Here is a 22905-nt window from a genome sequence, read left to right as displayed (position 1 = left end):
GAAAAGAATGGGTTGGCGGAACAGGGACCGACACGGTGCCGCGGGTCACTGCTGCTGCTCCTTCTGGCTGTCGCGCCAGTTGCTCTCGACGGGCCAGACCGAGACCCGTTCGCGGACCGTGATGGCCGGACGCGGCAGGACCTCCACCGGCACCTCCGGGGAGTCCGCCAGCACCCAGGTGTCCTTGGAGCCGCCGCCCTGGCTGGAGTTGACGATCAGGGAGCCTTCCTTGAGCGCCACCCGGGTCAGGCCGCCGGGCAGGACCCAGACGTCGTCGCCGTCGTTGACGGCGAAGGGGCGCAGATCCACGTGCCGCGGGCCGAACCGGTCGCCGCTGAGCGTGGGAACCGTGGACAGCTGCAGCACCGGCTGCGCGATCCAGCCGCGCGGGTCCGCGATGACACGCTTGCGCAGGGCCTCAAGCTCGTCCTTGGTCGCGTCCGGACCGATCACCAGGCCCTTGCCGCCGGAACCATCCACGGGCTTGACCACCAGTTCAGCGAGACGGTCCAGGACCTCTTCGCGGGCTGCTTTTTCTTCGAGCCGGAAGGTGTCCACGTTGGCGATCACGGGTTCTTCATTGAGGTAGTAGCGGATCAGGTCCGGGACGTAGCTGTAAACGAGCTTGTCGTCGGCGACGCCGTTGCCCACGGCGTTCGCTATGGTCACGCCCCCGGCGCGGGCCGCGTTGACCAGGCCCGGGCAGCCGAGCATGGAATCGGCGCGGAACTGCAGCGGATCCAGGAACTCGTCGTCGATGCGTTTGTAAATCACGTCCACGCGCTGTTCACCGGCGGTGGTGCGCATGTAGACGCGGTTGCCGCGGCAGATGAGGTCGCGTCCCTCGACGAGTTCCACGCCCATCAGGCCGGCGAGCAGCGTGTGCTCGAAGTAGGCGCTGTTGAAGACGCCGGGGGTCAGGACCACCACGGTCGGGTCGTCGACGCCGGTCGGTGCGGTCTTGCGCAGGGCGGACAGCAGCCGGCGGGGATACTCCTCGACCGGCCGGATGAGCTGCTGGCCGAAGGCCTCGGGCAGGCCCTTGGCCATCGCGCGGCGGTTCTCCAGAACATAGCTGACACCGGAGGGGACCCGGACGTTGTCCTCCAGGACCCGGAACGTCCCGGCGGCGTCGCGGACCACGTCGATGCCGGAAATGTGCACCCGGACGCCGCCGGCGGGTTCGAAACCGTGCACCTGGCGGTGGAAGTGGGCGCTCGTCGTGACGAGCTGGCGAGGGATGACACCGTCGGCGACCACGGTCATCTTGTCGTAGACGTCATTGAGGAACGCCTCCAGGGCACGGACGCGCTGCGCCACGCCCTTCTCCAGCACGGTCCACTCATCGGCCGGTATGACCCGGGGCACGATGTCGAGCGGGAAGGGACGCTCCTCCCCCGCGAAGTCGAACGTGACACCGCGGTCCAGGAAGGTCCGGGCCATGGAATCGGCGCGGGCGGTGACATCAGCCAGCGAGAGTTCACGCAGGGCTCCGGCGACCTGCCCGTAGGACTGCCGGGGCTGCTGCTCGGGGGTAAACATCTCGTCGTAGGCACCGGAGCGCCCGGCGGCCACTGAGTAATCCTGGAATAGGTCAGACATGTCACTAGACAATCACCTTTTTGTTGCGAAATCATTTCGGCGCGCTCCCGGCGGCGGCCGCCGTGGCGGTGACGGTATTTCCCGGCGGTTGCGTCAATGTAGACACGTGCCACCGTTTACGCTCACACTCCTGCTCCGGGCTGGTCAGTTGCCGCGCCTGCTTCCGGGCCTGCTGTCCGCGGCCGCCGCCGTCGTGCTTGCCCTCGCCGTCCACAGCATGGTGGCGGTGCTTCCGGCCATGACGCTGGCGGTGGCATTCGGGCTGCTCGCCGCGAACGTCCCGGGGCTGTCCGGCTGGACCGCGGGCCAGGGCCGTCCGGGCCTGGACTTCGCCGGCAAGCACCTGATGCGCGCCGGGATCGTGGTCCTGGGCCTGAAGGTCAGCCTCGTCGATGTGCTGGGACTCGGCTGGGCCGCGCTGCTTTTGATCACGGGTGTGGTCCTGGCCGCGTTCGCCGGGACCTACGGCATCAGCCGGCTGTTCCGGCTGCCGCCGCCGGTAGCGCTGCTGATTGCCACCGGCTTTTCCATCTGCGGGGCCTCCGCGATCGGGGCGATGGCCGCGGCGCGCCGGATCCGCCAGCACGACGCCGTGCTGCCGGTGGCCCTCGTGACCCTCTGCGGCACCCTCGCCATCGGGGTGCTGCCGCTGCTGATCCGGCCGCTGGGCCTCAGCCCGGCAGTCTTCGGCGCCTGGGCCGGGGCGTCGGTGCACGACGTGGGCCAGGTGGTGGCCACCGCGCAGACCGCCGGGGCGTCGGCGCTGGCCGTCGCCGTCGTCGTCAAGCTCACCCGGGTGATCCTGCTGGCGCCCATGGTCGCCGCCGCCGGGCTGCACCACCGCAGCAGCGCCGCCCCCGGCACCGGACTGAAGCGGCCGCCCATCGTCCCGTTGTTCGTGCTCGGCTTCGTCGCCCTGGCAGCCCTGCGCACCACGGGCTGGCTCTCCCCCGGCACCCTGGACGCCGCCGCGGTCCTGCAGGACGTGCTGCTGGGGATGGCGCTCTTCGGCCTCGGCTCGGCGGTGCGGGTGGGCGAGCTGCTGCACACCGGAGCGCGGGCCCTGCTGGCCGCGCTGGCGTCCTGGCTGCTGATCGCCGGGCTGGGGCTGGGAGCCGCGTTCCTCATGATTAGATAGCGGGGTGTCGAACCAGAACCTGCGCCGCGATGAAGCCGCAACCCGCTCAGCCCTGATCACCACCCACAGCTATGACGTCTCCCTGGACGTCCGGCAGGCTGCCGATCCGGACGTCGCAGCCTACCCGAGCCGCAGCGTGATCACCTTCTCCGCGGCCGAACCCGGCGCCTCGACCTTCCTGGACTTCATCAGCAGCGAGGTGCACAGCGTTGTCCTCAACGGCAAGGAACTCGCGGTCGCCGACGTCGCGGACGGGTCCCGGATCCGGCTCGACAACCTGCAGGCGGACAACCAGGTCACTGTCACCGGCACCGCGCTGTACAGCACCTCCGGGGAGGGCATGCACCGCTTCTTCGACCCGGCCGACGGCCAGTGCTACCTCTACACCCAGTACGAGCCCGCCGACGCCCGCCGGGTCTTCGCCAACTTCGAACAGCCCAACCTCAAGGCCGAATTCACTTTCCACGTCACGGCCCCCTCGGCGTGGCAGGTGGCCTCGAACGGCACCGAAACGCAGCGTACGCCCCTGGCCAGCGGCCCGGACACGAGCCGCTGGGACTTCGCCCCGACCAAGGCGATGTCCACCTACATCACCACCGTGCTGGCCGGCCCGTACTTCAAGGCCGAGGACTCCTGGAGCAGGGAATACGACGACGGCACCCGGGTGGACGTGCCGCTGGCGCTCTACTGCCGCGCCTCGATGGCGCCGTCCTTCGACCCCAAGGCCCTCTTTACCCTCACCAGGAACGGCCTGGACTTCTTCAACGAGCTCTTCGACTTCCCATACCCGTGGGGGAAGTACGACCAGGCCTTTGTACCCGAATACAACCTCGGCGCCATGGAAAACCCCGGACTGGTGACCTTCACCGAAAGCTACGTCTTCACCTCCCGGGCCGCCGATTCCCAGTACCAGGCCCGCGCCAACACCCTGCTGCACGAGATGGCGCACATGTGGTTCGGCGACCTCGTCACCATGCAGTGGTGGGACGATCTGTGGCTCAAGGAGTCCTTCGCGGACTACATGGGAACGCTCGGCGTGGACCGCACCACGGACTGGGCCACGGCCTGGGTGAACTTCGCCAACAACCGCAAGGCCTGGGCCTACGTCCAGGACCAGCTGCCGACCACCCACCCGATCGTCGCCGACATCCCCGACCTCGAAGCCGCCAAGCAGAACTTCGACGGCATCACCTACGCCAAGGGTGCCTCGGTCCTCAAGCAGCTGGTCGCCTACGTGGGTTTCGAGGCCTTCGTGGCCGGCTCGCGCCAGTACTTCAAGGACCACGCCTACGGCAACACCACCCTGGCGGAGCTGTTGGCCGCGCTCAGCGCCGCCTCCGGCCGGGACCTCGCGGACTGGGCCCGCCAGTGGCTGCAGACCTCCGGCATCTCCACCCTCACCAGCGAGATCGAGGAGCGCGACGGCGTCCTCGGCACACTCACGATCATCCAGGACGCCGCGGACCCGACGACGGGCCGGCAGGAGCCGCGGCCGCACCGGCTGCGGATCGGCCTGTATGGGATGGACGGCGCCGGCGCCCTGGTCCGCACCGACAGTGTCGAGACCGACGTCAACGGGGCCCGGACCGAGGTGACAGCCCTCTCCGGGAAGCCGACGCCGGCCCTGCTGCTGGTCAACGATGAGGACCTCAGCTACGCCAAGGTCCGGCTGGATCCGCACTCCGAGGCCACCGTCCGGGCCTCCCTGGGCGCGCTCAGTGATCCGATGGCCCGGGCCCTGTGCTGGACCGCCCTCTGGGACTCGGCGCGTGACGCCGTGACGCCGTCGTCCCTGTACGTGGACGCCGTCCAGCGCTTCGGGCCCGCGGAATCAGGCATCGGCGTGCTGCTCACTGTCCTGGGCAACGCGGCCACCGCGATCGAACGGTACGTCCCCGTGGCCGAGCGGGCCGCTGTCCGCCGCGGTTTCCTGTCCCTCGCGGCGGACGAGCTCCGGCTGGCCGTGCCGGGTTCCGACCATCAGCTGGCGTGGGCGCGCACGGTGGCCGCCGCCAGCCGCTATGACGGCAGCCGGCTTGACCTGATCCGCGGCATCCTGGCCGGCAGCACGGTCCTTGAGGGCCTGGCCGTGGACGCGGAGCTACGCTGGAACTTCTGGCACGCCCTGGCGGCGAACGGGGAGGCCACCGTGGCTCAGCTCGACGGGGAGCTGGACCGCGACAACACCGCCGCCGGAAAATCCGGACACGCCACCGCACTCGCGGCCCGCCCCGAGGCTGCCGTCAAGGAGGCGGCCTGGACGGAAGCGGTGCACGGCACCTCGCTGTCCAACCAGCTGCTCAGCGCGACCATCGCCGGTTTCAACACCGGCCCGGCGGCCCTGCTGGGCGGCTTCATTGACCGGTACTTCGATTGCCTGGAGGACGTCTGGGCCGGGCGCAGCATCGAAATCGCCAGCCGGATTGTCCGCGGGCTTTACCCCGCCGGGCAGGACCTGGACGGCAGCACTCCGGACACGCACCCGGTCATCGTCCGGACGGACACCTGGCTGGCCGACCACCCGGACGCCCCGCGGGCGCTGCGCCGCATCATCATCGAACAGCGCAGCCACCTGCACCGCTCCCTCACCGCGCAGACTCCGGCCGCAAACCCACCATCGACTGCTCCGTAGCCGCCCTTTTGGGGACCCTATACGGCAGTTACGGAGCAACCGACGAAGGTGGCGGGGCTTAGGGGACGCGGTGCAGCCACTCCGGCGTGCCGAACTTGGCATCGACCCGGTGGTGCGCGGCGGCGAGTTCGGCCTCGGTGAGCTCCGAGGGGGTCGCGGCGTAGCGTTCGGCGAAGACCTTCATCATGGCCGCGACGATCTCGGTGCGGGCCAGGCCGGTCTGGCGCCGGAGCGGGTCCACCCGCTTCTTGGCGCTCCGGGTGCCCTTGTCGGAGAGCTTCTCCTTGCCGATCCGCAGGACCTCGACCATCTTGTCCGCGTCGATGTCATAGCTCATGGTGACGTGGTGCAGCATGCCGCCGTTGGCGAGCCGCTTCTGCGCGGCGCCGCCGATCTTCCCGTGTTCTGTGGCGATGTCATTGAGCGGGACGTAGAAGGCGCTGATCCCCATCTCCTGGAGGGCCGCCATCACCCAGGCGTCCAGGAAGCCGTACGAGTCGGCGAAGCTGATGCCGTCCACCAGGGTCTGGGGCAGGTACAGCGAGTAGGTGATGCAGTTGCCCGCCTCCATGAACATCGCTCCCCCGCCGCTGATCCGGCGGACCACGCTGATGCCGTGGCGTTCGACGCCGGCGGGGTCCAGTTCGTTGCGGACGGACTGGAAGCTGCCGATCACCACGGACGGTTCCTCCCAGTCCCAGAACCGCAGGGTCGGGTTGCGGCGCCCGGCGCCGACCTCCTCGGCCAGGACCTCGTCCAGCGCGACGTTGACGTGGGTGGGCAGCACGGAGGGCCCGATGATGTTCCAGTGGTGGTCCGCCCAGCCGGTGGCCTTCGCGAGGGCGCGGCGGACGGTGACGGCCACGGCGTCGGCGGAAAACCCGAACAGCACGGCCCCGGCCGGCAGGGCCGCCGCCACCGCTGCGGAGATGTCCGCGGCCCCGGCATCCGACGGCAGTCCGGTGAGGGCCCGGTTGATCGCCGGCAGCGCCTCGTCCGGCTCAAGGAAGAAGTCCCCGCTGAGCGAGACGTTCGCGAGCACGCCGTCGACGACGTCGAGATCGGCGACGACGAGTTTTCCGCCGGGGACCTTGTACTCCCCGTGGTGGCGGGCGCCGCCGTCGTCAGTGCTGCTGGAGCCGGGGACCGGGGGAAAGGATGTCATGCCCTTAATCCTGCCACGCACCGGCCGCGCCGGAGTTTGCCGCACGGAGCGGTTCAGCGCAGGACGCAAAAAGCCCGCACCGTCACCGGTGCGGGCTTTTCCAAAAGACCTTGGGGAGAAGAAGTTACTTCTTGCCGCCGAAGCCCTTGAAGCGAGCGTTGAAACGCTCGACGCGGCCGGCAGAGTCCATGATGCGCTGCTTGCCCGTGTAGAACGGGTGGGACTCGGAGGAGATTTCGACGTCGATGACCGGGTAGGTGTTTCCGTCTTCCCACTCGATGGTCTTCTTGGAAGACACGGTGGACTTGGTCAGGAACTTGACGCCGGAAGCCAGGTCGTTGAAAACAACAGCTTCGTACTTCGGGTGAGTATTAGTCTTCATAATTGGACCTTCGTTCGCACAACTGGATTTTGCCAGTTGCCAGGTATGAATGGGATGGCCGGCGGAATGCACCGGACGGCCAGCTATCAAGCATAGCGGAAAGTCGGCGCCTCCGCCGCCGGACCAGCGCCACTGACCAGCGGTGCTGTTCAATGCAGCCTTTTCAATGCAGCGGTTCAGGGCTGCGGTTCAGGGCTGCGGTTCATCCCTGGGGCGCAACTCCCAAAATGCGACGGCGGACGCGGCCGCGACGTTGAGGGAGTCAACGCCCGCGCGCATGGGGATCTTCACGGCGAGGTCGACGGCGGCGAGGGTGCCCTCGCTCATCCCGGCTCCCTCGGTGCCCAGCACCAGCGCGAGTTTCTCCGGCCGGCGCGCCGCCAGCGCGTCGAGGTCGAAGGCGTCGCCGGTAAGTTCCAGGGCGGCCACGGTGAAGCCCTGGCTGCGGAGCATCTGCAGGTCCCCCGGCCAGTCCTCCAGCCGGGCCCAGGGCACCTGGAACACAGCGCCCATGCTGACCCGGACGCTGCGGCGGTACAGCGGGTCCCCGCAGCGCGGCGAGACGAGGACGGCGTCGATGCCCAGGGCCGCGGCGGAGCGGAAGATCGCGCCGACGTTGGTGTGGTCCACGATGTCCTCCAGCACGGCGACCCGGCGGGCGCCGGCGAGCAGCTCGGACAGCGGCACGGGCTCCGGGCGCTGCATGGCCGCCATCGCGCCGCGGTGCAGGTGGAAGCCGGTGATCTCCTCGAGTAGCGCGGCGGAGCCGATGTACACGGGAACGTCCGGGTACTGCGAGAAGATGTCCGAGAGGTCCGCAAGCCACTTCTCGGCGAGGAAGAAGGACCGTGGCATGTGGCCCGCCGCGAGGGCCCGGCGGAGCACCCGGGAGGACTCGGCGATGTACATGCCCTCGGCGGGTTCGCGGAGCTTGCGCAGGTGCACGTCCGTCAGCTGCGTGTAGTCCGAGACCCGGGGGTCAGCGGCGGATTCAAGGCGGTGGAATGTCACAGGCTGGTCATTTCAGCGGGAGATTGTGCGGTCACAGGGCCAGGGTCACTTGAACAGGTTGGCGATCATGAACCCCAGCGCGACGAGGCCCAGGACGAAGATGACACCGCGCAGCACCACCGGGGACAGCCGGCGGCCCACCTTGGAGCCGATCACGCCGCCGATCAGTGAGCTCACGGCGATCAGCCCGACGACGGCCCAGTCGATCCGGCCGGAGGCGAACAGCAGGTAGGAGGCCGCCGCCACCATGTTGACGCCAAGGACCAGGAAGTTCTTCATGGCGTTGGCGTTCTGGATGGTGCCGGTCATGAAGATGCCCAGGATGCCGACCAGCAGGATGCCCTGCGCCGCGACGAAGTAGCCGCCGTATACGCCGGCGAGGTACACGAGGACGACAAGGACGACGCCGTGGCTGCGGTCCCGGATGGCGTGTTCCGGGTTCTGTTCGCGGTCCCGCACCCACTGCTGGAGCCGGGGCTGGAAGGCGACCATCAGCAGCGCGAGCACGATCAGGACGGGGGCGGCGTAATAGAAGACCTTCTCGGGCAGGTGCAGCAGCAGGTAGGCGCCGGAGATGCCGCCCAGCAGGGAGGCGGGCAGCAGCTTAAGCAGTTGCTTGCCGCGTCCGGACAGTTCCTTGCGGTAGCCCCAGGCGCCGGCGGCGTTCCCGGCCACCAGGCCCATCGCGTTGCTGATGGACGCCGTGACCGGTGCGAAGCCGAGGGCGATCAACACCGGGAAGGTCACCAGGGTGCCGGAACCGACCACACTGTTGATGGTGCCGGCCCAGAGCCCGGCGAAGAAAATGAGGACACTACTGAGGAGCTCCACGCGCGGTCAGCGGCCCGGTCAGCGGCGCGCGGTGGCCGTGTAGCGGCCGGCGGCAACGCTGACGTCCAGCGGCAGCCCGAACGTCAGGCTCAGGTTCCCGGCCGTGAGGACGCCTTCGATCGGGCCCTGGGCCACCACGCCGCCGTCGCGCAGCAGCATGGCGTGGGTGAAGCCCGGCGGGACCTCCTCGAGGTGGTGTGTGACCAGGACGATGGCCGGGGCCGCCTCGTCGCGGGCAAGTTCACTGAGCCGGTGCACGAGGTCCTCGCGGCCGGCCAGGTCGAGTCCAGCGGCGGGTTCGTCCAGGAGCAGGAGCTCGGGATCGGTCATCAGCGCCCGGGCGATCTGGACCCGCTTGCGCTCCCCCTCCGACAGCGAGGCGAACGGCCGGTTCAGCAGCGGCCCCATGCCCCACTCGTTCAGCAGGGCGAAGGCGCGGCGCTCGTCGTCCTTCTCATAGCCTTCGCGCCACCGTCCGGTCACACCGTAGGCGGCAGTCACGACGACGTTGAGGACCTTCTCGTGCTCCGGGATCTGGTTGGCCAGCGCGGCCGAGGAGAGGCCGATCCGGGGCCGGAGTTCAAAGACATCGACGTCGCCAAGGATCTCCTCCAGGATGCCGGCCATGCCGCTGGTCGGATGGATCCGCGCGGCCGCGAGCTGCAGCAGAGTGGTCTTGCCGGCGCCGTTGGGGCCCAGAATCACCCAACGCTCGCCTTCCTTGACCTGCCAGTCGACCTTGTCCAGCAGGGTCTTTGCCCCACGTACAACGCTGACTGCGGCCATTTCAAGAACATCACTCATAGGAGTAGACACTAGGACAAAACAGCGGACGACTGATAACCGGAACGCCGGGACGGCGCCAGGCCCGCGCGGCGGGCCGGCCGCCCGGCTGCCGCTACGTCACCGGGGCGCAACGGATTCGGGGCCGCATCGGCGTGATCGCTAGGATTGCAGCCATGAACCTGTTCGTGACCGCCGTGAGTTATGCCCCCAAACTGACCCATCCCGAGGTGCACCGGCTCCGGTCGCTGCTCGTGGCGGCGGGAGTGACGCTGGACGCGGAAACCCGCACCGGAGACGACCGCTTCGAGGTCTACACGGCGGACGGGAGCATTGACCTGGCCGCCGGCCCGGACCACCGGGTAACGGCGCTGGCGGACCTGCGCCGGGCAGCGGCAGAGCACGGCCCCACCGGGGTGGACACGGCGATCGTCCCCGCCGCCCTCCGGAGTGCCCGGCGGAAGTTCCTCATCATGGACGTGGATTCCACCCTGATCCAGCAGGAAGTGATTGAACTCCTCGCCGCCTACGCCGGCAAACGCGAGGAAGTCGCGGCGGTCACCGAGGCCGCCATGCGCGGCGAACTCGACTTCGCACAGAGCCTGCATGCGAGGGCGGCGGTGCTCGCCGGCCTGCCGGCCGCCGTCGTCGATGCCGTCCGCGCCGAGGTGAAACTGAGCCTGGGCGCGGCGGAGCTCGTGGCAGCCTTCCACGCCGCGGGCCATGTGGTGGCGGTGGTCTCCGGCGGCTTCAACCAGATCCTGCAGCCGATCGCGGAGGGTCTTGGACTGGATTACTGGGTGGCCAACGAACTTGAAATCGTCGACGGCGCGCTGACCGGAAAAGTCATCGGTGAGGTGATTGACCGGGCGGCGAAGGAAGAGTACCTGCGTGCCTGGGCCGCCAGGGAAGGCATCCCGATGGAGCACACGATTGCCGTAGGCGACGGCGCCAACGACCTGGACATGCTGGGCGCCGCGGGGATCGGCGTGGCGTTCAACGCCAAACCGGCCGTCCGCGCGGTCGCGGATGCCGCAGTGAACATGCCCTATCTCGACGCCGTGCGGCACATCGCCGGCGTCTGAGACAATTCCCGGCCACCGGGAAGCAGGTGAAGGCCGGGGCGGTTGCCCCAGCCTTCACCTGCTTACTGCGCTCCGACCGCGTTTCTGTTTACCGCGTGCCTTTTGACTGCGTGGCGCTTTACCGCGTGCCCCTGATGGCTGTTAGTTGCTGCTCTTGTCGAAGTAGTCGGATCCGCCGACATACTCGGTGTGGCCGGATTCGACCTCGGCGGTGACCATCTTGGCGACCTCGGCGGCGAACTCCGTGACCGAGTACAGCTTCCCGGCCTCGGCACGGCGGGCCTCGATGGCGCCCGGGTTGGAGCGGTCCAGCAGGGTGGCCGTGACGGTGCCCTCGATCATGTCGCCGGAAACGACGACGAGGGAGATCCCCTTCTCGGCCAGGTTCGGGACGAGCTCGCGCAGTGCGTCCTCGCCGGCACGCTTGCTGCGGGCCACGGGCTCGTAGTTCTCCATGGTGGGCACGGTGTTGATGAAGTGCGCCTGGTGGCTCGTCACGAAGACCACCCGGGAGCCCTCGGGCATCAGCGGCACGGCAGCGTTGAGCATGTTCACCTGCGCGTCACGGTTGAGCTTGAGCGCGTAGCCCTCCTCCATGCCGGATTCCATCCCGCCGGAGGCGTTGAGGACCAGGACATCAAGAGATCCGAAGTTCTCCATCGCGGCGCTGGCCAGGGCCTGGACGCCTTCCTGGGTGGTGAGGTCGGCGCCGACGGCCGCGGCACGGCCGCCGGCCGCTTCGATTTCCGCCACAACCTTGTTGGCGCGGGGCGCCTTCTGGCGGTAGTTCACGACGACGGCGGCACCCTCGGCGGCGAGGACCTTGGCGACTTCAGCGCCGATGCCCCGCGACGAACCGGTCACGATTGCAGTTTTGTTGTCCAGCAGTCCCATATGAGCTCCTTTGTTCCAAACGTCCAAAAACGGTGGGTCTGCAGTCCATCATGCCAGCGGTGCCGGCGTTTTCCGTTGTCCGGGTTCCACAAAGAAGACACAACAGGCTAGTTCCGGCCCGGCCCGCGGGCGTACGATCGCGGTCATGGACCGTGCTTGCGGTGCGTGCCGAGAGACCGGGCAAAGGGCCGGACATCAGGGGAAATGGTGCCGCGGAGCGTGAGTGAGGAGTCCACGCCGGAGCAGGTTTTCAGCGGCTCGCCGCGGGGCCTGGAGTTGCTTCATGCCGTGGAAAGGCTGCTGGCCGTGCCCGTCCCGCCGGTGGTCCGGGCAACGAAAAGCCAGGTGGCCTTCCGGGAGAGGCGCGGTTTCGCGTACGTCTGGTGGCCCGGGCGGTACGTTGATTCCGGGGTGCCTGCCGTGCTGTCGATCGCGCTCCCGCGCCGCATTGATTCCGCCAGGTTCAAGGAGATCGCCAACCCGTTGCCCGGGATGTGGATGCACCATCTGGAGCTGCACAACAAACAGGACCTCGACGCCGAGGTTGCCGGCTGGCTGCGGGAGGCCCGTGCGGCGGCATGCTGAGGCCGGGCGGTCGGACGCCGTTTCGGTGTGCTGAGGCCCGTGCCGGGCGGTGCGACGCCGTTGCAGGCGCCGTTGTGCTGAGACGCGCCGGGAGGCCCCAGGCCGGTGCGGGGGCAGTTGGCGGCCGCACGGGGGCGGGCGGACCGATGTGGCCCCCGCCCGGCGCCGACTCCCGTGCTACATGTGGTCGATGCGGATCTTCTTGGCCGTCGCGTCGGGGGCGGCCACGGGGGCCGGTGCCCGCACCTCAAGCACGCCGTCCTTGTAGGTGGCGGTGACGTCCTCTTCCTTGGCACCTGGCGGCAGCGCAACACTGCGCGAGAAGGAGCCATAGCGGAACTCCGAGCGGTAGCCGTCCTTGCTCTTGTGCTCGGTCTTCTCCGCACGCTCCGCCCGGATGTGCAGCATGCCTTCGCTCACGGAGACATCGACGTCCTTGTCGGGATCAATTCCCGGAACCTCCGCACGGACCACCAGGGTGGTGCCGTCCACGAACTGTTCGACCTTGATGGACGGTGTCATGGTCAGGTCCCCGTCAAGGAAACGCTTGATCGGATCCAGCACGTCCGACGGGACCCACTTGTTCAGTTCAGCCACGATTGTCCTCCTGATTCCATGCCCCTGCCGAGGTGTGGCCAGGGGCTGTAGCCCCATTACACACCCCGGCAGCGGCCGGGCTAAGGGCTGAAAGTCCTAGTGGCCCATGCCGAGGCCGCCGTCGACCGGGATGACGGCGCCGGAGATGTAGGCGGCCTCGTCGCTGGCGATCCAGCGGACCACGTTGGCGACCTCGGAGGCCTCGGCGAAGCGGCCGGCGGGAACTTTGGAGAGGTAGTCCTTCTGGGTTGCCTCGGCCAGTTCCGCCGTCATGTCCGTGTTGATGAAACCCGGGGCCACGACGTTCGCGGTGATGCCGCGGGCGCCTAGCTCGCGGGTCAGCGAGCGGGCGATGCCGACCAGGCCGGCTTTGGACGCCGAGTAGTTGATCTGGCCGGGCGCGCCGTAGAGGCCCGAGACGGAGGAGATCAGGACGACGCGGCCCTTGCGTGCCCGGATCATGCCCCTGGAGGCGCGCTTAATGACACGGAAGGCGCCGGTGAGGTTGGTGTCGATGACCGAGGTGAAATCGTCCTCGCTCATGCGCATCAGCAGGGTGTCCTTTGTGATGCCGGCGTTGGCCACCAGCACCTCGACGGGGCCATGGGCGGCTTCCACTTCCGTGAACGCTGCGTCGACGGAGGCCTCGTCCGTGACGTCGGCCTTGACGCCGAGGATACCTGCCGGGAGCGACGACTCGCTGCGGTACGTGACGGCGACCTTATCGCCGTTGGCGAGGAAGGCTTCGGCGATGGCAAGGCCGATCCCGCGGTTTCCGCCGGTGATCAGGACACTGCGGCCGGTGGGTGCTGTTTCAGACATGGTGGGGCTCCGGAATTCTGCGGCGGGGCGGCGCCGCGCTGGGGGCGGGTTTTTCCTGCCTCCGATCTTAGCGCCCGGTGCCGCCCGCGTTTGGGCGGCTCTCCCGTTGGTGAGAGAATTGGAGTAAGCCTTGGGAGCGTGATCTGACAGCCTTGACACTAAAAAACCGACCCGGTGTTCCTGTGCCCGGGAGCCCGGAAGAACCGTCCGGTGATTCCGAGGTTCACAGCATCACGGACGCCGCCGCCGCGCACTCTGAAGAGATGCGCCAGCGGATGATCAAGTACGCCGTGGCGATGGGTATCCGCATGGTGTGCCTGATCCTGATTTTTGTCGTGGACGGCTGGCTGAGGATCCTCCCGGTCATCGGGGCCGTGTTCCTGCCCTGGTTTGCCGTCATCATCGCCAACGGAAGCGACACGGCGGAAGTTCATGCCGACTCGCTGCTGGACTCCGCGCCGCTGGCCCAGCTCGATGCACCGGCCGCCGGGCTTGCCGGCCAGGGCGGCGCGGTGCCGGACGACCCGTCGATGACGCTGCTGCAGGGCGAACTCGTCGACGAAGATGACGCTCCGACAGATGGCCGCGGCGGTCCTGAAGTCCCCGGCGCCCCCGGAGGCCCCGGCGCCCCCGGAGGCCCCGGCGCCCCCGGCGGAGACGACGGCGGACACGGACGGGCCGCGTCATGAAGATCCTTGACCTCACCGGAAACGGCGGGGCCCCCGGACCGGCGGAAGCCGTCTGCTCCCGTAAAGCGTGCCGGCACGGCGCCGAATGGCAGCTGCTCTGGAACAACCCGAAGATCCACACCCCCGAACGGCGCAAGATCTGGCTGGCCTGCGGAGAGCACCGGGCCTGGCTCGAGGACTATCTGCAGACCCGCGGGCTCTGGAAGGACACCGTGGCATTAAACCCGGCAGGCAGGGCAAGCTGAATGTACCGTTTTCTTTTCTCCAGCAAGTGGCTGGGGTATCTGTTGCTGGCCGCGATTTTTGCCGCGGCGTGCGTCGGACTGGGCCGCTGGCAGATGGACCGCCGCGCCGAGACGCTCGCCGAAATCAACCGGGTCACGTCGAACTACTCCGCCACGCCCGTGCCGTTCGCCCAGGTCAAGGACCAGTTCAGCTCGCTGGCGGCGGAACGCGAATGGACCCAGGTGGAGCTGAAGGGCCGTTACGACGTCGCCGGGCAGCGCATCGTCCGCAACCGCCCGCTTAACGGCCAGCCCGGCTACGAAGTCGTCGTCCCGTTCAGGCTGCTCACCGGCGAGACCGTCGTGATTGACCGTGGCTGGCTGCCGATCGGCAACAACAATCCGGGCAGCCCCGACGCGGTTCCTGCACCCCCGCCGGGGACCGTGACCGTCGTCGCCAGGCTCAAACCTGCCGAGCCTGAGCTCCAGCGCGGCGCCCCGGAAGGGCAGCTGGCCTCGATCGATCTCGCCGGCTACTCCGCGGAGCTGGGCTACCCCCTGCTGACGGGCGCGTACGGGCAGCTGGCCTCGGAGAGCCCGGCAGCAGCGGACATGCCCTTCCCGTTCCCCAAGCCCTCCACCGAGGAGGGCACCCACCTGTCCTACTCGCTGCAGTGGTTCGCCTTCGGCGTGCTGATGTTCATCGGCTTTGGCTACGCGGCCCGCCAGCAGGCCCGGAACGCCGCCATCGACGCCGAGGACGCCGAAGCCCAGTCCGGAGACGGAGACTCTGCCGCCGCCTTTATGCACTCCAGCGGCCCGGTGGCCCGCCGTCGTCCTGTCCCCCGCAAACGGAAGAACGCCACCGCGGAGGATGAGGAAGACGCCATCCTGGACGCTCAGGGGTTCTGAGGAGTGGCCGCCGTGGTCCCTGAGCCGGTGGCCCGGGTGAAGCGCGCGCTGAGCGTGCTCGGCGCCGAGGACACCGTGACGGTGTTCGCTTCGACCGTCCCGACGGCGGCCGCGGCGGCTGCGGCGCTGGGCTGCGAGGTCGCGGCGATCACCAACAGCCTCGTGTTCGACCTTGAGGGCGCCCCGCTGCTGATCCTGGCCAGCGGCGCCGCCAAAGTCGATGTCCGGAAGGTCGCCGCACAGCTGGGCACCGGAAGAATCCGCCGCGCCTCCCCCGAGTTCGTGCTGGAGCACACCGGCCAGGAAGTGGGCGGCGTCGCCCCGGTCGGGCATCCGGAGAAAATCAAGACCCTGCTGGACGAGTCCCTGAAATTCCACCAGGTCCTCTGGGCCGGGGCAGGAGACCACCACTCGATGTTCTCCATCAGCTACGAGGAGCTACAGAGAATCACCGCCGCCGAAGAGATGCCCGTCCGCTGACCCAACTGCCTCGCAGCTGTGGCAGTTTCGAGGGCTCTGAACGGCCACACCTGCCAGTCGGTGCGTGGGCTACGCGAGGGTAATGAGGTCCAGGTAGTCTTCGTTCCAGTGGTCCTCGATGCCGTCGGGCAGCAGCACAACGCGTTCCGGGTTCAGCGCCTCAACGGCACCTTCGTCGTGGCTGACGAGCACCACGGCGCCGGTGTAGTTGCTCAGGGCGCCGAGGATTTCGGCGCGGCTGGCGGGGTCGAGGTTGTTGGTGGGCTCATCGAGGAGCAGCACGTTCGCGCTGGAGGCCACGATGGTGGCCAGGGCCAGGCGGGTCTTCTCGCCACCGGACAGCACACCGGCGGGCTTGTCGACGTCGTCGCCGGAGAACAGGAACGAGCCCAGGATGTTGCGCACTTCAGCGTCGTTCATGTCCGGGGCGGAGGAGCGCATGTTCTGCAGCACGGTCCGGTCCACGTCGAGTGTCTCGTGCTCCTGGGCGTAGTAGCCGACCTTCAGGCCGTGGCCCGCAACGACCTGGCCGGTGTCGGGCTTGTCGACGCCGGCGAGCATCCGCAGCAGGGTGGTCTTGCCCGCGCCGTTGAGGCCCAGGATGACCACCTTGGAGCCGCGGTCGATCGCGAGGTCAACGTCGGTGAAGATCTCCAGCGAACCGAAGGACTTGCTGAGGCCGTCCGCGGTGAGCGGGGTCTTGCCGCAGGGCGAGGGATCCGGGAAGCGCAGGGCTGCCACGCGGTCGGTCGCGCGGACGGCTTCGAGGCCGCCCAGCAGGCGTTCGGCACGCTTGGCCATGTTCTGCGCGGCGACGGCCTTGGTCGCCTTGGCGCGCATCTTGTTGGCCTGGTCGAAGAGGACCTGGGCCTTCTTTTCCGCGTTGGCTCGCTCCCGCTTGCGGGCGCGCTCATCGGTTTCGCGCTGCTGGAGGTAGCGCTTCCAGTCCATGTTGTAGAAATCGATCTGCGCACGGTTCGGATCGAGCAGGAACACCTTGTTCACGGTGGCCTCGAGCAGCTCGGTGTCGTGGCTGATCACGATCAGGCCGCCCTGGTGGTTCTTCAGGAACTCGCGCAGCCAGGTGATGGAGTCGGCGTCGAGGTGGTTCGTGGGCTCATCCAGGAGCATCGTTTCGGCGTCCGAGTACAGGATGCGGGCGAGCTCCACGCGGCGGCGCTGGCCGCCGGAAAGGGTCTTGAGCGGCTGGTTCAGCAGCCGGTCCGGGAGGGCGAGGTTGGAGCAGATCGCTGCGGCCTCGGCCTCGGCAGCGTAGCCACCGGCAGCCAGGAATTCGGACTCGAGCCGGTCGTACCGGTTCATCGCCTTGCGCTGGACCTCGGCGTCGTCGCTGGCCATGTCCTCGTGGGACTGCCGGAGTTTGCCAACGGCGATGTCCAGACCGCGGGCGGACAGGATCCGGTCGCGGGCCAGCTGTTCCATGTCCGGGGTCCGGGGGTCCTGCGGCAGGTAGCCGATCTCTCCGCTGCGGGTGACCTTTCCGCCGGCGGGCAGGCCTTCGCCCGCGAGCACCCGGGTCAGCGTGGTCTTGCCTGCACCGTTACGGCCAACAAGGCCGATCTTGTCTCCCTTGTCGATCCGGAAGCTCACCTGGTCCATAAGGAGGCGGGCGCCGGCGCGCAGTTCGAGATCCTGGACGGTAATCAATGCAGCTAAGGCCTTTCACAACAGGGAACGCCGCGGCACAACGGTGGTATCTGGAGGGGGCCGGGGCAGTGTGGCCGAGAGAACGGCCTGCCTAAGTCTACCGGCCCAGCCTCCGCCCGTTGACAAGTCCCACGCCCGCGGCCGGAAACACCGGACGGCGGCGGCGCCCGCCTGGCGCTGCCCGGAACCACGGGAGGCTATGGTGCGGCCCTCCAGCGATCGGTCCCCCGGATAGTGGAGGACCTACAAAAAACCCGCCCCTGCATGCTCGTAGAGTCAGATTTAGATGCAGAACCGATTTACTCCCGATAGGAACTCCCCATGACGCAGAGCACCGGCAGCGCAGCCGCCACCCCCGCCCGGCAACGGAACCGCTGGAACGCCACCGACCTCGGACTGATCGCGGTCTTCGCCGCGCTCGTGGCCAGCTCCGCCCTGATTGCCGCCATTCCGGTGGCCGGGATGGGCGTGCCCATCACGGTGCAGACGCTCGCTGTGATGCTCACCGGCCTGGCCCTGGGCCCCGGCAGGGCGTTCGCCGCCGTCGGGCTCTATGTTCTCCTCGGTCTCGCCGGGCTGCCGATCTTCAGCGGCGGACGCGCCGGGCTCGGGGTCCTGGCCGGCCCCTCGGCGGGCTACATCATCGGTTTCGTCGTTGCCGCGACGGCGGCGGGCTGGCTGACCGTCCTCGTGCTGCGCCGGACGGCGGGCCGTCCCGGCCGGCTGCGCGCGGTCCTGCTTTTCGCGGCCGCGATGGTGAGCAGCATCATCTTCGTCCACGGCCTGGGCATCCTCGGCATGATGGTCAACGCGAAGCTGGACCTCTCGAAGGCGTTCCTCGTGGACCTGGTCTTTTACCCGGGAGATGTGATCAAGAACGTACTGGCCGTGACCATTGCCCTGGCCCTGCACAAGGCATTTCCGGATCTGCTGATCCGCCGCATCCGGTCCGGGGCCGGTGCCCCGGCCGGCACATTCGCTCCGCACGCCACGGTGGTTCACCGGCCGTGAGTCTCATCGCGCTGGACCGGGTTGCGGTACGGGTGGCGGTTGACGGCCGCCCCGCGCCGAAAACCCTGCTGGCGGAGCTGACCCTGCGGCTCACCGAGCAGCGGATCGGCATCATCGGCGCCAACGGCTCCGGCAAGTCCACCCTGCTGCGGCTCCTCAACGGACTCGTGCTGCCCAGCAGCGGGACCGTGACGGTGGACAAGTGGGACACGGCCCGCTCGGTCCGGGAGGTGCGCCGGCGCGTCGGTTTCGTCTTCACCGACCCGCTGTCCCAGCTTGTCATGCCGACCGGGAGGGAGGACGTGGAACTGTCCCTGCGCCGCTCGGTCCGGAACGCCCGCGAACGCAGCCGCCAGGCGGAGTCAACCCTGGACCGCTTCGGGCTGCTGCCGCTGGCCGACCAGAGCATCTACGAGCTCTCCGGCGGGGAGCGCCAGCTCCTGGCCCTCGCCGCGGTCCTCGCCGTGGACCCGGAGGTGCTGGTCCTGGACGAGCCGTCCACCCTGCTGGACCTGCGCAACCGGGAGCTGCTGCGCCGCACCCTGGCCGGGCTGAGCCAGCAGGTCATTCTTTCCACCCACGACCTGGAGCTCGCACTGGACCTGGACCGGGTCCTTGTGGTCGACGCCGGGGCGGTGGTGTTCGACGGCGGGCCGGCCGACGCCGTCGCGCATTACCGTGCGCTGTGCGCGGCGGGGCTCCCGGCAACCGGGGCAGCGGCGGACGCGGCACGTCCGGTGCTGCCGGTGCTGCCGGTGCTGCCGGTGCTCGAGAGTCCGCAGCGGGCGCCGCGTCCGGGGCAGCCGTGAGCGGCCACGGGTTCCTGCTGGCCAACTATGTGCCGGGCAGCTCCCTGCTGCACCGTGCGCCGCTGTGGCTGAAGTTCCTGCTGGTCGTCGGCTGCGGCATGGCGTCGTTCCTGATTGTGGACTGGGCCGCCGCGGCCGCCGCCCTGGCCGTGATGTGCTCCCTGTTCCTGCTCAGCGGGGCGGGTGTGTCGCGGCTGTTCCGGGCGGTCCGGCCCGTGCTGCCGGTCCTGGCGGCGATCGGGCTCCTCCAGTGGTGGCAGCTCGGCGGCCCGACCGCAGCGCGGATTGTCCTGAACGTGCTGGTCTGTATTGTGGCGGCGTCCGTCCTCACGGCCACCACCGCGGTGCAGCGGCTGCTGGACGGTGTCGCTTCCCTGGCGAAGCCGTTCCAGCGGTTCGGTGCGGACCCGGAGCGTTTCGCACTGACCATCGCGATCATGCTGCGCAGCATCCCCTTCATCGCCGGCGCCTACAGCGATGTCCGGGACTCCGCCCGGGCCCGCGGGCTGGAGCGCAACCCCCGGGCCCTGATCCTCCCGGTCTTCATCACCACGGTGGCCTTCGCCCGGCAGACCGGCGATGCCCTCGCCGCCCGCGGCCTGGGCGAGGCCGACACGGAGGAGCATGCACCACCCACCGCCCCCGCCGCGGGATATGCGGTCCCCTGACCCCGAGCCCCCACCGGACCCCGAGCCCCCACCGGACCTGCCTCCCCAGCGGACATGCGCTCCCCACCGCGCGGCGAGCGGACATATACCCACTATGTCCACTGGCCGGGCCCAAAAATGGGCATGTCCCCCGGAGGAGTGGTGAGCGGCTGGGCTCGGAAGCCGCGGGACCACCGGACATGCGCCCCCCACCGCGCGGCGAGCGGACATATACCCACTATGTCCACTGGCCGGGCCCCAAAATGGGCATGTCCCCCGGAGCCGGGAGCGGGACCGGGCTAGGCGAGGCTGCGGTACTCCAGCAGCGCGGCGGTGCCCATGCCTCCGGCGATGCTGACCAGGGCCAGGGCCAGTTGCCCCCCGGCTGGGCTGCGGCGCACCTGGGCGAGCAGCCGCGTGACGAGCACGGCGCCGGATGCCCCGTAGGCGTGCCCCAAGGCCAGGGCGCCGCCGTCGACGTTGGCGCGTTCGGGGGCGATGCCCAGCGCCTCCAGGCACGCGATCGTCTGCGATGCGAACGCCTCGTTGAACTCGACCAGCCCCAGCTCCGCGGCCGCGACCCCGCTGTTTTCCAGCAGGCGCCGGGCCGCGCGGGCCGCCCCGATGCCCAGCAGCTGCGGGTCCACGCCGGCCGTGTCCGTGCCCCGCACGAGGAGGCCGTCGGCGGCGCCGAGCCCGCGGGCGCGTTCCACCGAGGTGATCACGACGGCGGCCGCTCCGTCCGCGTCGAAGCAGGAGTTCCCGGCGGTGACGGTCCCGCCGGCGGCGAACACCGGAGGGAACCGGGCCAGCACGGCGGCGGTCAGCCCGCGCCGCGGCCCGTCGTCGGCACTGACCGTACGGGGGCCGTCAGGTCCGGGCACCCCGGGCAGCGGGACGGTCTCTGCGTCGAAGAACCCTGCGGCGGCGGACGCCAGGGCGCGCCGGTGGCTGCGCAGCGCCAGCTCATCCTGGCGTTCCCGGCTGACCCCGAAGCGTGCGGCCACGTTTTCGGCGGCCACCCCCATGTCCGGATCGCCCAGGCCGAGGGGTGCGAACTGCGCCCGCGCGAAGAATTCCGGGGCGCCGCCGGCGTCCCGGCGGGCCCGGAGAGGTGCCGTGCTGATGCTCTCCACGCCGCCGGCCAGGTACACGCCGCCGCCGCCGACGGCCACGAGCCCGGCGGCCAGGGCAATCGCGTCGAGCCCGGACCCGCACTGCCGGTCCACCGTGAGGCCGGGGACGCTGACCGGCAGGCCGGCCTCAAGGGCAGCGAGCCGGGCCACGTTCCCGCCCCCGCCGACGGCGTTGCCGATCACGACATCCGCGACCGATGCCGGGGCCACGCCGGTGTCGGCGAGCAGGCGGCGGAGCACGGGGGCCAGCAGTTCATGGGCGTGCAGTGTCTTCAGGGCGCCGTGGGCGCGGCAGATCGGGGTGCGCCGGGCGGCGATGATGACCGGCTGCCGGTCGTCGGGGAGTCTCCGCGGAGGGGCCTCAGCCAAGGCGCCGGATCCGGGGGTCGCCGCGGGCTATCCAGTCGAGCAGCAGCTCCCGGCTGAGCTTGCCGCGGTCTGTCAGGGGAAGCTCGGCCAGGGCGAAGTAGTCCAGCGGCCGTTTGGTCCGTGCCAGCACGTCCTCGACGCCGGCTTTGAGCTGGGTGGCGGTCAGCCCGCCATGCGAGGGGACGATGCCGGCGACGACCTTCTGGCCGCGGAGTTCGTCCGCGAGGCCCGCGGCCACGGCGGCGGCCACGCCGGGGACGGAGGCCAGGGCCAGCTCGACCTCATGCGGGTAGACGTTGGTGCCGGCGGTGATGATCATGTCCGAGCGGCGGCCCAGCATGTGCAGGGTCTCGCCGTCGAGGTAGCCCTGGTCCCCCACCGTGTGCCAGCCCTCGAAGCTCTGCAGGGCCTGGCCGTCGTCGCCCCAGAGGTAGCCGTCGCTGACCATGCCGCTGCGGACGCAGATGTTGCCGTCGGTGCCGTCCGGCAGCCGGGCCCCGCCGTCGTCGAGAATGCGGATCTCGACGCCGGGAAACGGCTTGCCGATCCCGGTGCCGCGCTGATCTGGCTGCTGGCCGGGGGCGAGGCCGGCGCCGGAGACGAAGCTGAGTTCCGAGGCGCCGTAGTACTCGAAGATGGTCGCGTTGGGCGCCCAGCGGCGGGCGGCTTCCAGGGTCCGGGCGTCCAGTTTTGAGCCGGCGCAGATGATGCTGCGGATGCCCGAGCCGTCGACCCCGCCGCTGAGTCCGCGTTCGCTGAGGATCCGCAGCATCGTAGGGACCAGGACCAGCCGCGTGATGCCGTCGTGGCTGACGGCGGCATGGGCGTCGCCGACGTCGAACCGGGCCAGGGTGTGGAACTCCGAGCCGGCGTACAGGCATTCGGCCAGGGCGTAGAGGTTCAGGCTGGCCGCGAGGGGCCCCGGTGCCAGGGTCCTGTCGTCAGCGGCCAGGCCAAAGAATTCCACCGACGCGTCGAAGGACAGCTGCCAGGACCGGCGCGAGCGGCTGAAGGCTTTGGGGACAGACGTGGTGCCGGAGGTCAGGCCGAGCAGGAACGGGGTGCCCGGCGGCCCGTCGACGAGGTCCGGCCCGTCCGCGAGTCCCGGAACGGAGATGGGTGCTGCCGAGGCCGGAACGGTCTCCCGGATCCGGTCCCTGATGCTGTCCTGCAGCGGCTGCGGCCACGCCGGGTCCAGCACGGCGCATTGCCGCTCCCCGGCGACGGCGGCCGCGAATGCCGCGGCGAAGTGCAGGGAGTTTTCCTCGGACAAAACGGTCACGGCGGAGGTCCCCGGCACGAGGCCGGCGGCGGTGTCCCGCAGTTCGTCCCAACTCAGGCGCTGGCCGGCCACGACGACGGCGGTGCCATCGGGGCGGTCATCGGCCCAGCGCTGGAGTCTGTCGAGAAAAGGCATCAGACCAACTTTACCG

23 protein-coding genes are annotated in these 22905 nt (G+C 69.4%); 11 read left to right on the top strand and 12 right to left on the bottom strand.

Going from position 1 to position 22905, the window contains the following annotated elements; genetic code table 11:
• Positions 1-45: 45 nt before the first annotated feature.
• The gene (locus QK291_RS03745; RefSeq protein WP_282379265.1) at positions 46-1602 is read right to left on the bottom strand and encodes a circularly permuted type 2 ATP-grasp protein; all 1557 of its coding nucleotides are present in this window, start codon (positions 1600-1602) and stop codon (positions 46-48) included.
• Between the two features lie 106 nt (positions 1603-1708).
• Between QK291_RS03745 and QK291_RS03740 the strand changes: the two genes are divergently transcribed.
• Together QK291_RS03740 and pepN are read left to right on the top strand one after the other, a co-directional pair.
• A complete protein-coding gene (locus QK291_RS03740) occupies positions 1709-2740 on the top strand; it encodes a putative sulfate exporter family transporter (protein WP_282379264.1) in 1032 nt (343 codons plus the stop codon).
• A 4-nt stretch (positions 2741-2744) separates the two neighbouring features.
• Positions 2745-5372 (top strand): aminopeptidase N, encoded by a 2628-nt coding sequence (gene pepN, locus QK291_RS03735; RefSeq protein ID WP_282379262.1) that lies wholly within the window; start codon positions 2745-2747, stop codon positions 5370-5372.
• 58 nt (positions 5373-5430) lie between these two features.
• On the opposite strand, the gene QK291_RS03730 is transcribed toward pepN, so the two are convergent.
• The 5 genes from QK291_RS03730 to QK291_RS03710 form a co-directional block, all read right to left on the bottom strand.
• Positions 5431-6537: a biotin/lipoate A/B protein ligase family protein gene (locus QK291_RS03730; protein ID WP_282379260.1), complete on the bottom strand. Its 1107-nt coding sequence runs from the start codon at positions 6535-6537 to the stop codon at positions 5431-5433.
• Positions 6538-6661: 124 nt separating this feature from the next.
• On the bottom strand, positions 6662-6919 hold the full coding sequence (locus QK291_RS03725; protein ID WP_282379259.1) for a type B 50S ribosomal protein L31: 258 nt from the start codon (positions 6917-6919) through the stop codon (positions 6662-6664).
• Between the two features lie 189 nt (positions 6920-7108).
• On the bottom strand, positions 7109-7930 hold the full coding sequence (locus QK291_RS03720; protein ID WP_282379257.1) for an RNA methyltransferase: 822 nt from the start codon (positions 7928-7930) through the stop codon (positions 7109-7111).
• A 45-nt stretch (positions 7931-7975) separates the two neighbouring features.
• A complete protein-coding gene (locus tag QK291_RS03715) occupies positions 7976-8761 on the bottom strand; it encodes a sulfite exporter TauE/SafE family protein (protein ID WP_282379255.1) in 786 nt (261 codons plus the stop codon).
• A gap of 18 nt (positions 8762-8779) precedes the next feature.
• Positions 8780-9565 carry an ABC transporter ATP-binding protein gene (locus QK291_RS03710; RefSeq protein WP_282379253.1) on the bottom strand — a complete coding sequence of 262 codons (786 nt, stop codon included), beginning with the start codon at positions 9563-9565 and terminating at the stop codon, positions 8780-8782.
• A 155-nt stretch (positions 9566-9720) separates the two neighbouring features.
• On the opposite strand from QK291_RS03710, the gene serB reads away from it, so the two are divergent.
• Positions 9721-10629 carry a phosphoserine phosphatase SerB gene (gene serB / locus QK291_RS03705; protein ID WP_282379251.1) on the top strand — a complete coding sequence of 303 codons (909 nt, stop codon included), beginning with the start codon at positions 9721-9723 and terminating at the stop codon, positions 10627-10629.
• A 141-nt stretch (positions 10630-10770) separates the two neighbouring features.
• Here serB and QK291_RS03700 read toward each other — a convergent pair whose 3' ends face one another.
• A complete protein-coding gene (locus tag QK291_RS03700) occupies positions 10771-11523 on the bottom strand; it encodes an SDR family oxidoreductase (protein WP_282379249.1) in 753 nt (250 codons plus the stop codon).
• Between the two features lie 219 nt (positions 11524-11742).
• Here QK291_RS03700 and QK291_RS03695 point away from each other — a divergent pair, with 219 nt between their 5' ends.
• The gene (locus QK291_RS03695; RefSeq protein ID WP_282379247.1) at positions 11743-12108 is read left to right on the top strand and encodes a DUF5655 domain-containing protein; all 366 of its coding nucleotides are present in this window, start codon (positions 11743-11745) and stop codon (positions 12106-12108) included.
• A 177-nt stretch (positions 12109-12285) separates the two neighbouring features.
• On the opposite strand, the gene QK291_RS03690 is transcribed toward QK291_RS03695, so the two are convergent.
• Entirely contained in the window at positions 12286-12705 is a 420-nt protein-coding gene (locus QK291_RS03690) for an Hsp20/alpha crystallin family protein (RefSeq protein WP_282379245.1), read from the bottom strand.
• 96 nt (positions 12706-12801) lie between these two features.
• Positions 12802-13527: a 3-oxoacyl-ACP reductase FabG gene (fabG, locus tag QK291_RS03685; RefSeq protein WP_282379243.1), complete on the bottom strand. Its 726-nt coding sequence runs from the start codon at positions 13525-13527 to the stop codon at positions 12802-12804.
• A gap of 152 nt (positions 13528-13679) precedes the next feature.
• On the opposite strand from fabG, the gene QK291_RS03680 reads away from it, so the two are divergent.
• The 4 genes from QK291_RS03680 to QK291_RS03665 are packed head-to-tail and all read left to right on the top strand — an operon-like array spanning position 13680 to position 15832.
• Entirely contained in the window at positions 13680-14216 is a 537-nt protein-coding gene (locus tag QK291_RS03680) for a DUF3099 domain-containing protein (RefSeq protein ID WP_282379241.1), read from the top strand.
• Positions 14213-14461 (top strand): hypothetical protein, encoded by a 249-nt coding sequence (locus QK291_RS03675; RefSeq protein ID WP_282379240.1) that lies wholly within the window; start codon positions 14213-14215, stop codon positions 14459-14461. Before QK291_RS03680 ends, QK291_RS03675 begins: the two co-directional genes overlap by 4 nt.
• Positions 14462-15352: an SURF1 family protein gene (locus QK291_RS03670; RefSeq protein ID WP_282379239.1), complete on the top strand. Its 891-nt coding sequence runs from the start codon at positions 14462-14464 to the stop codon at positions 15350-15352.
• 12 nt (positions 15353-15364) lie between these two features.
• On the top strand, positions 15365-15832 hold the full coding sequence (locus QK291_RS03665) for a YbaK/EbsC family protein (RefSeq protein WP_282379237.1): 468 nt from the start codon (positions 15365-15367) through the stop codon (positions 15830-15832).
• A 69-nt stretch (positions 15833-15901) separates the two neighbouring features.
• On the opposite strand, the gene QK291_RS03660 is transcribed toward QK291_RS03665, so the two are convergent.
• Positions 15902-17500, bottom strand: a complete 1599-nt coding sequence (locus tag QK291_RS03660; RefSeq protein ID WP_282379235.1) for an ABC-F family ATP-binding cassette domain-containing protein — start codon at positions 17498-17500, stop codon at positions 15902-15904.
• A 321-nt stretch (positions 17501-17821) separates the two neighbouring features.
• On the opposite strand from QK291_RS03660, the gene QK291_RS03655 reads away from it, so the two are divergent.
• Genes QK291_RS03655 through QK291_RS03645 form a run of 3 tightly spaced genes read left to right on the top strand, consistent with a single transcriptional unit; the run spans position 17822 to position 19988 of the window.
• Positions 17822-18511, top strand: coding sequence for a biotin transporter BioY (locus QK291_RS03655; protein WP_282379233.1), 690 nt, complete (start codon positions 17822-17824; stop codon positions 18509-18511).
• Positions 18508-19320, top strand: coding sequence for an ABC transporter ATP-binding protein (locus QK291_RS03650; RefSeq protein WP_282379231.1), 813 nt, complete (start codon positions 18508-18510; stop codon positions 19318-19320). The genes QK291_RS03655 and QK291_RS03650 overlap by 4 nt, the downstream gene beginning before the upstream one ends.
• On the top strand, positions 19317-19988 hold the full coding sequence (locus QK291_RS03645; RefSeq protein ID WP_282379230.1) for an energy-coupling factor transporter transmembrane protein EcfT: 672 nt from the start codon (positions 19317-19319) through the stop codon (positions 19986-19988). Before QK291_RS03650 ends, QK291_RS03645 begins: the two co-directional genes overlap by 4 nt.
• A gap of 278 nt (positions 19989-20266) precedes the next feature.
• On the opposite strand, the gene QK291_RS03640 is transcribed toward QK291_RS03645, so the two are convergent.
• Together QK291_RS03640 and QK291_RS03635 are read right to left on the bottom strand one after the other, a co-directional pair.
• The gene (locus QK291_RS03640; protein WP_282379229.1) at positions 20267-21472 is read right to left on the bottom strand and encodes a thiolase family protein; all 1206 of its coding nucleotides are present in this window, start codon (positions 21470-21472) and stop codon (positions 20267-20269) included.
• Positions 21465-22889 carry an AMP-binding protein gene (locus QK291_RS03635; protein WP_282379228.1) on the bottom strand — a complete coding sequence of 475 codons (1425 nt, stop codon included), beginning with the start codon at positions 22887-22889 and terminating at the stop codon, positions 21465-21467. Before QK291_RS03635 ends, QK291_RS03640 begins: the two co-directional genes overlap by 8 nt.
• Positions 22890-22905 lie beyond the last annotated feature (16 nt).

The sequence above is a fragment of the Arthrobacter sp. AL12 genome (genome assembly GCF_029960645.1).
Lineage (GTDB): Bacteria > Actinomycetota > Actinomycetes > Actinomycetales > Micrococcaceae > Arthrobacter.
This window is presented reverse-complemented; position numbering and strand designations above follow the sequence as displayed.

Bases quoted from the DNA above. Each gene is read 5' to 3' on its own strand.
- QK291_RS03745 (WP_282379265.1), bottom strand. From the start codon at position 1,602: ATGTCTGACCTATTCCAGGATTACTCAGTGGCCGCCGGGCGCTCCGGT.
- QK291_RS03730 (WP_282379260.1), bottom strand. From the start codon at position 6,537: ATGACATCCTTTCCCCCGGTCCCCGGCTCCAGCAGCACTGACGACGGC.
- QK291_RS03725 (WP_282379259.1), bottom strand. From the start codon at position 6,919: ATGAAGACTAATACTCACCCGAAGTACGAAGCTGTTGTTTTCAACGAC.
- QK291_RS03710 (WP_282379253.1), bottom strand. From the start codon at position 9,565: ATGAGTGATGTTCTTGAAATGGCCGCAGTCAGCGTTGTACGTGGGGCA.
- serB (WP_282379251.1), top strand. From the start codon at position 9,721: ATGAACCTGTTCGTGACCGCCGTGAGTTATGCCCCCAAACTGACCCAT.
- QK291_RS03700 (WP_282379249.1), bottom strand. From the start codon at position 11,523: ATGGGACTGCTGGACAACAAAACTGCAATCGTGACCGGTTCGTCGCGG.
- fabG (WP_282379243.1), bottom strand. From the start codon at position 13,527: ATGTCTGAAACAGCACCCACCGGCCGCAGTGTCCTGATCACCGGCGGA.
- QK291_RS03675 (WP_282379240.1), top strand. From the start codon at position 14,213: ATGAAGATCCTTGACCTCACCGGAAACGGCGGGGCCCCCGGACCGGCG.
- QK291_RS03670 (WP_282379239.1), top strand. From the start codon at position 14,462: ATGTACCGTTTTCTTTTCTCCAGCAAGTGGCTGGGGTATCTGTTGCTG.
- QK291_RS03655 (WP_282379233.1), top strand. From the start codon at position 17,822: ATGACGCAGAGCACCGGCAGCGCAGCCGCCACCCCCGCCCGGCAACGG.
- QK291_RS03635 (WP_282379228.1), bottom strand. From the start codon at position 22,889: ATGCCTTTTCTCGACAGACTCCAGCGCTGGGCCGATGACCGCCCCGAT.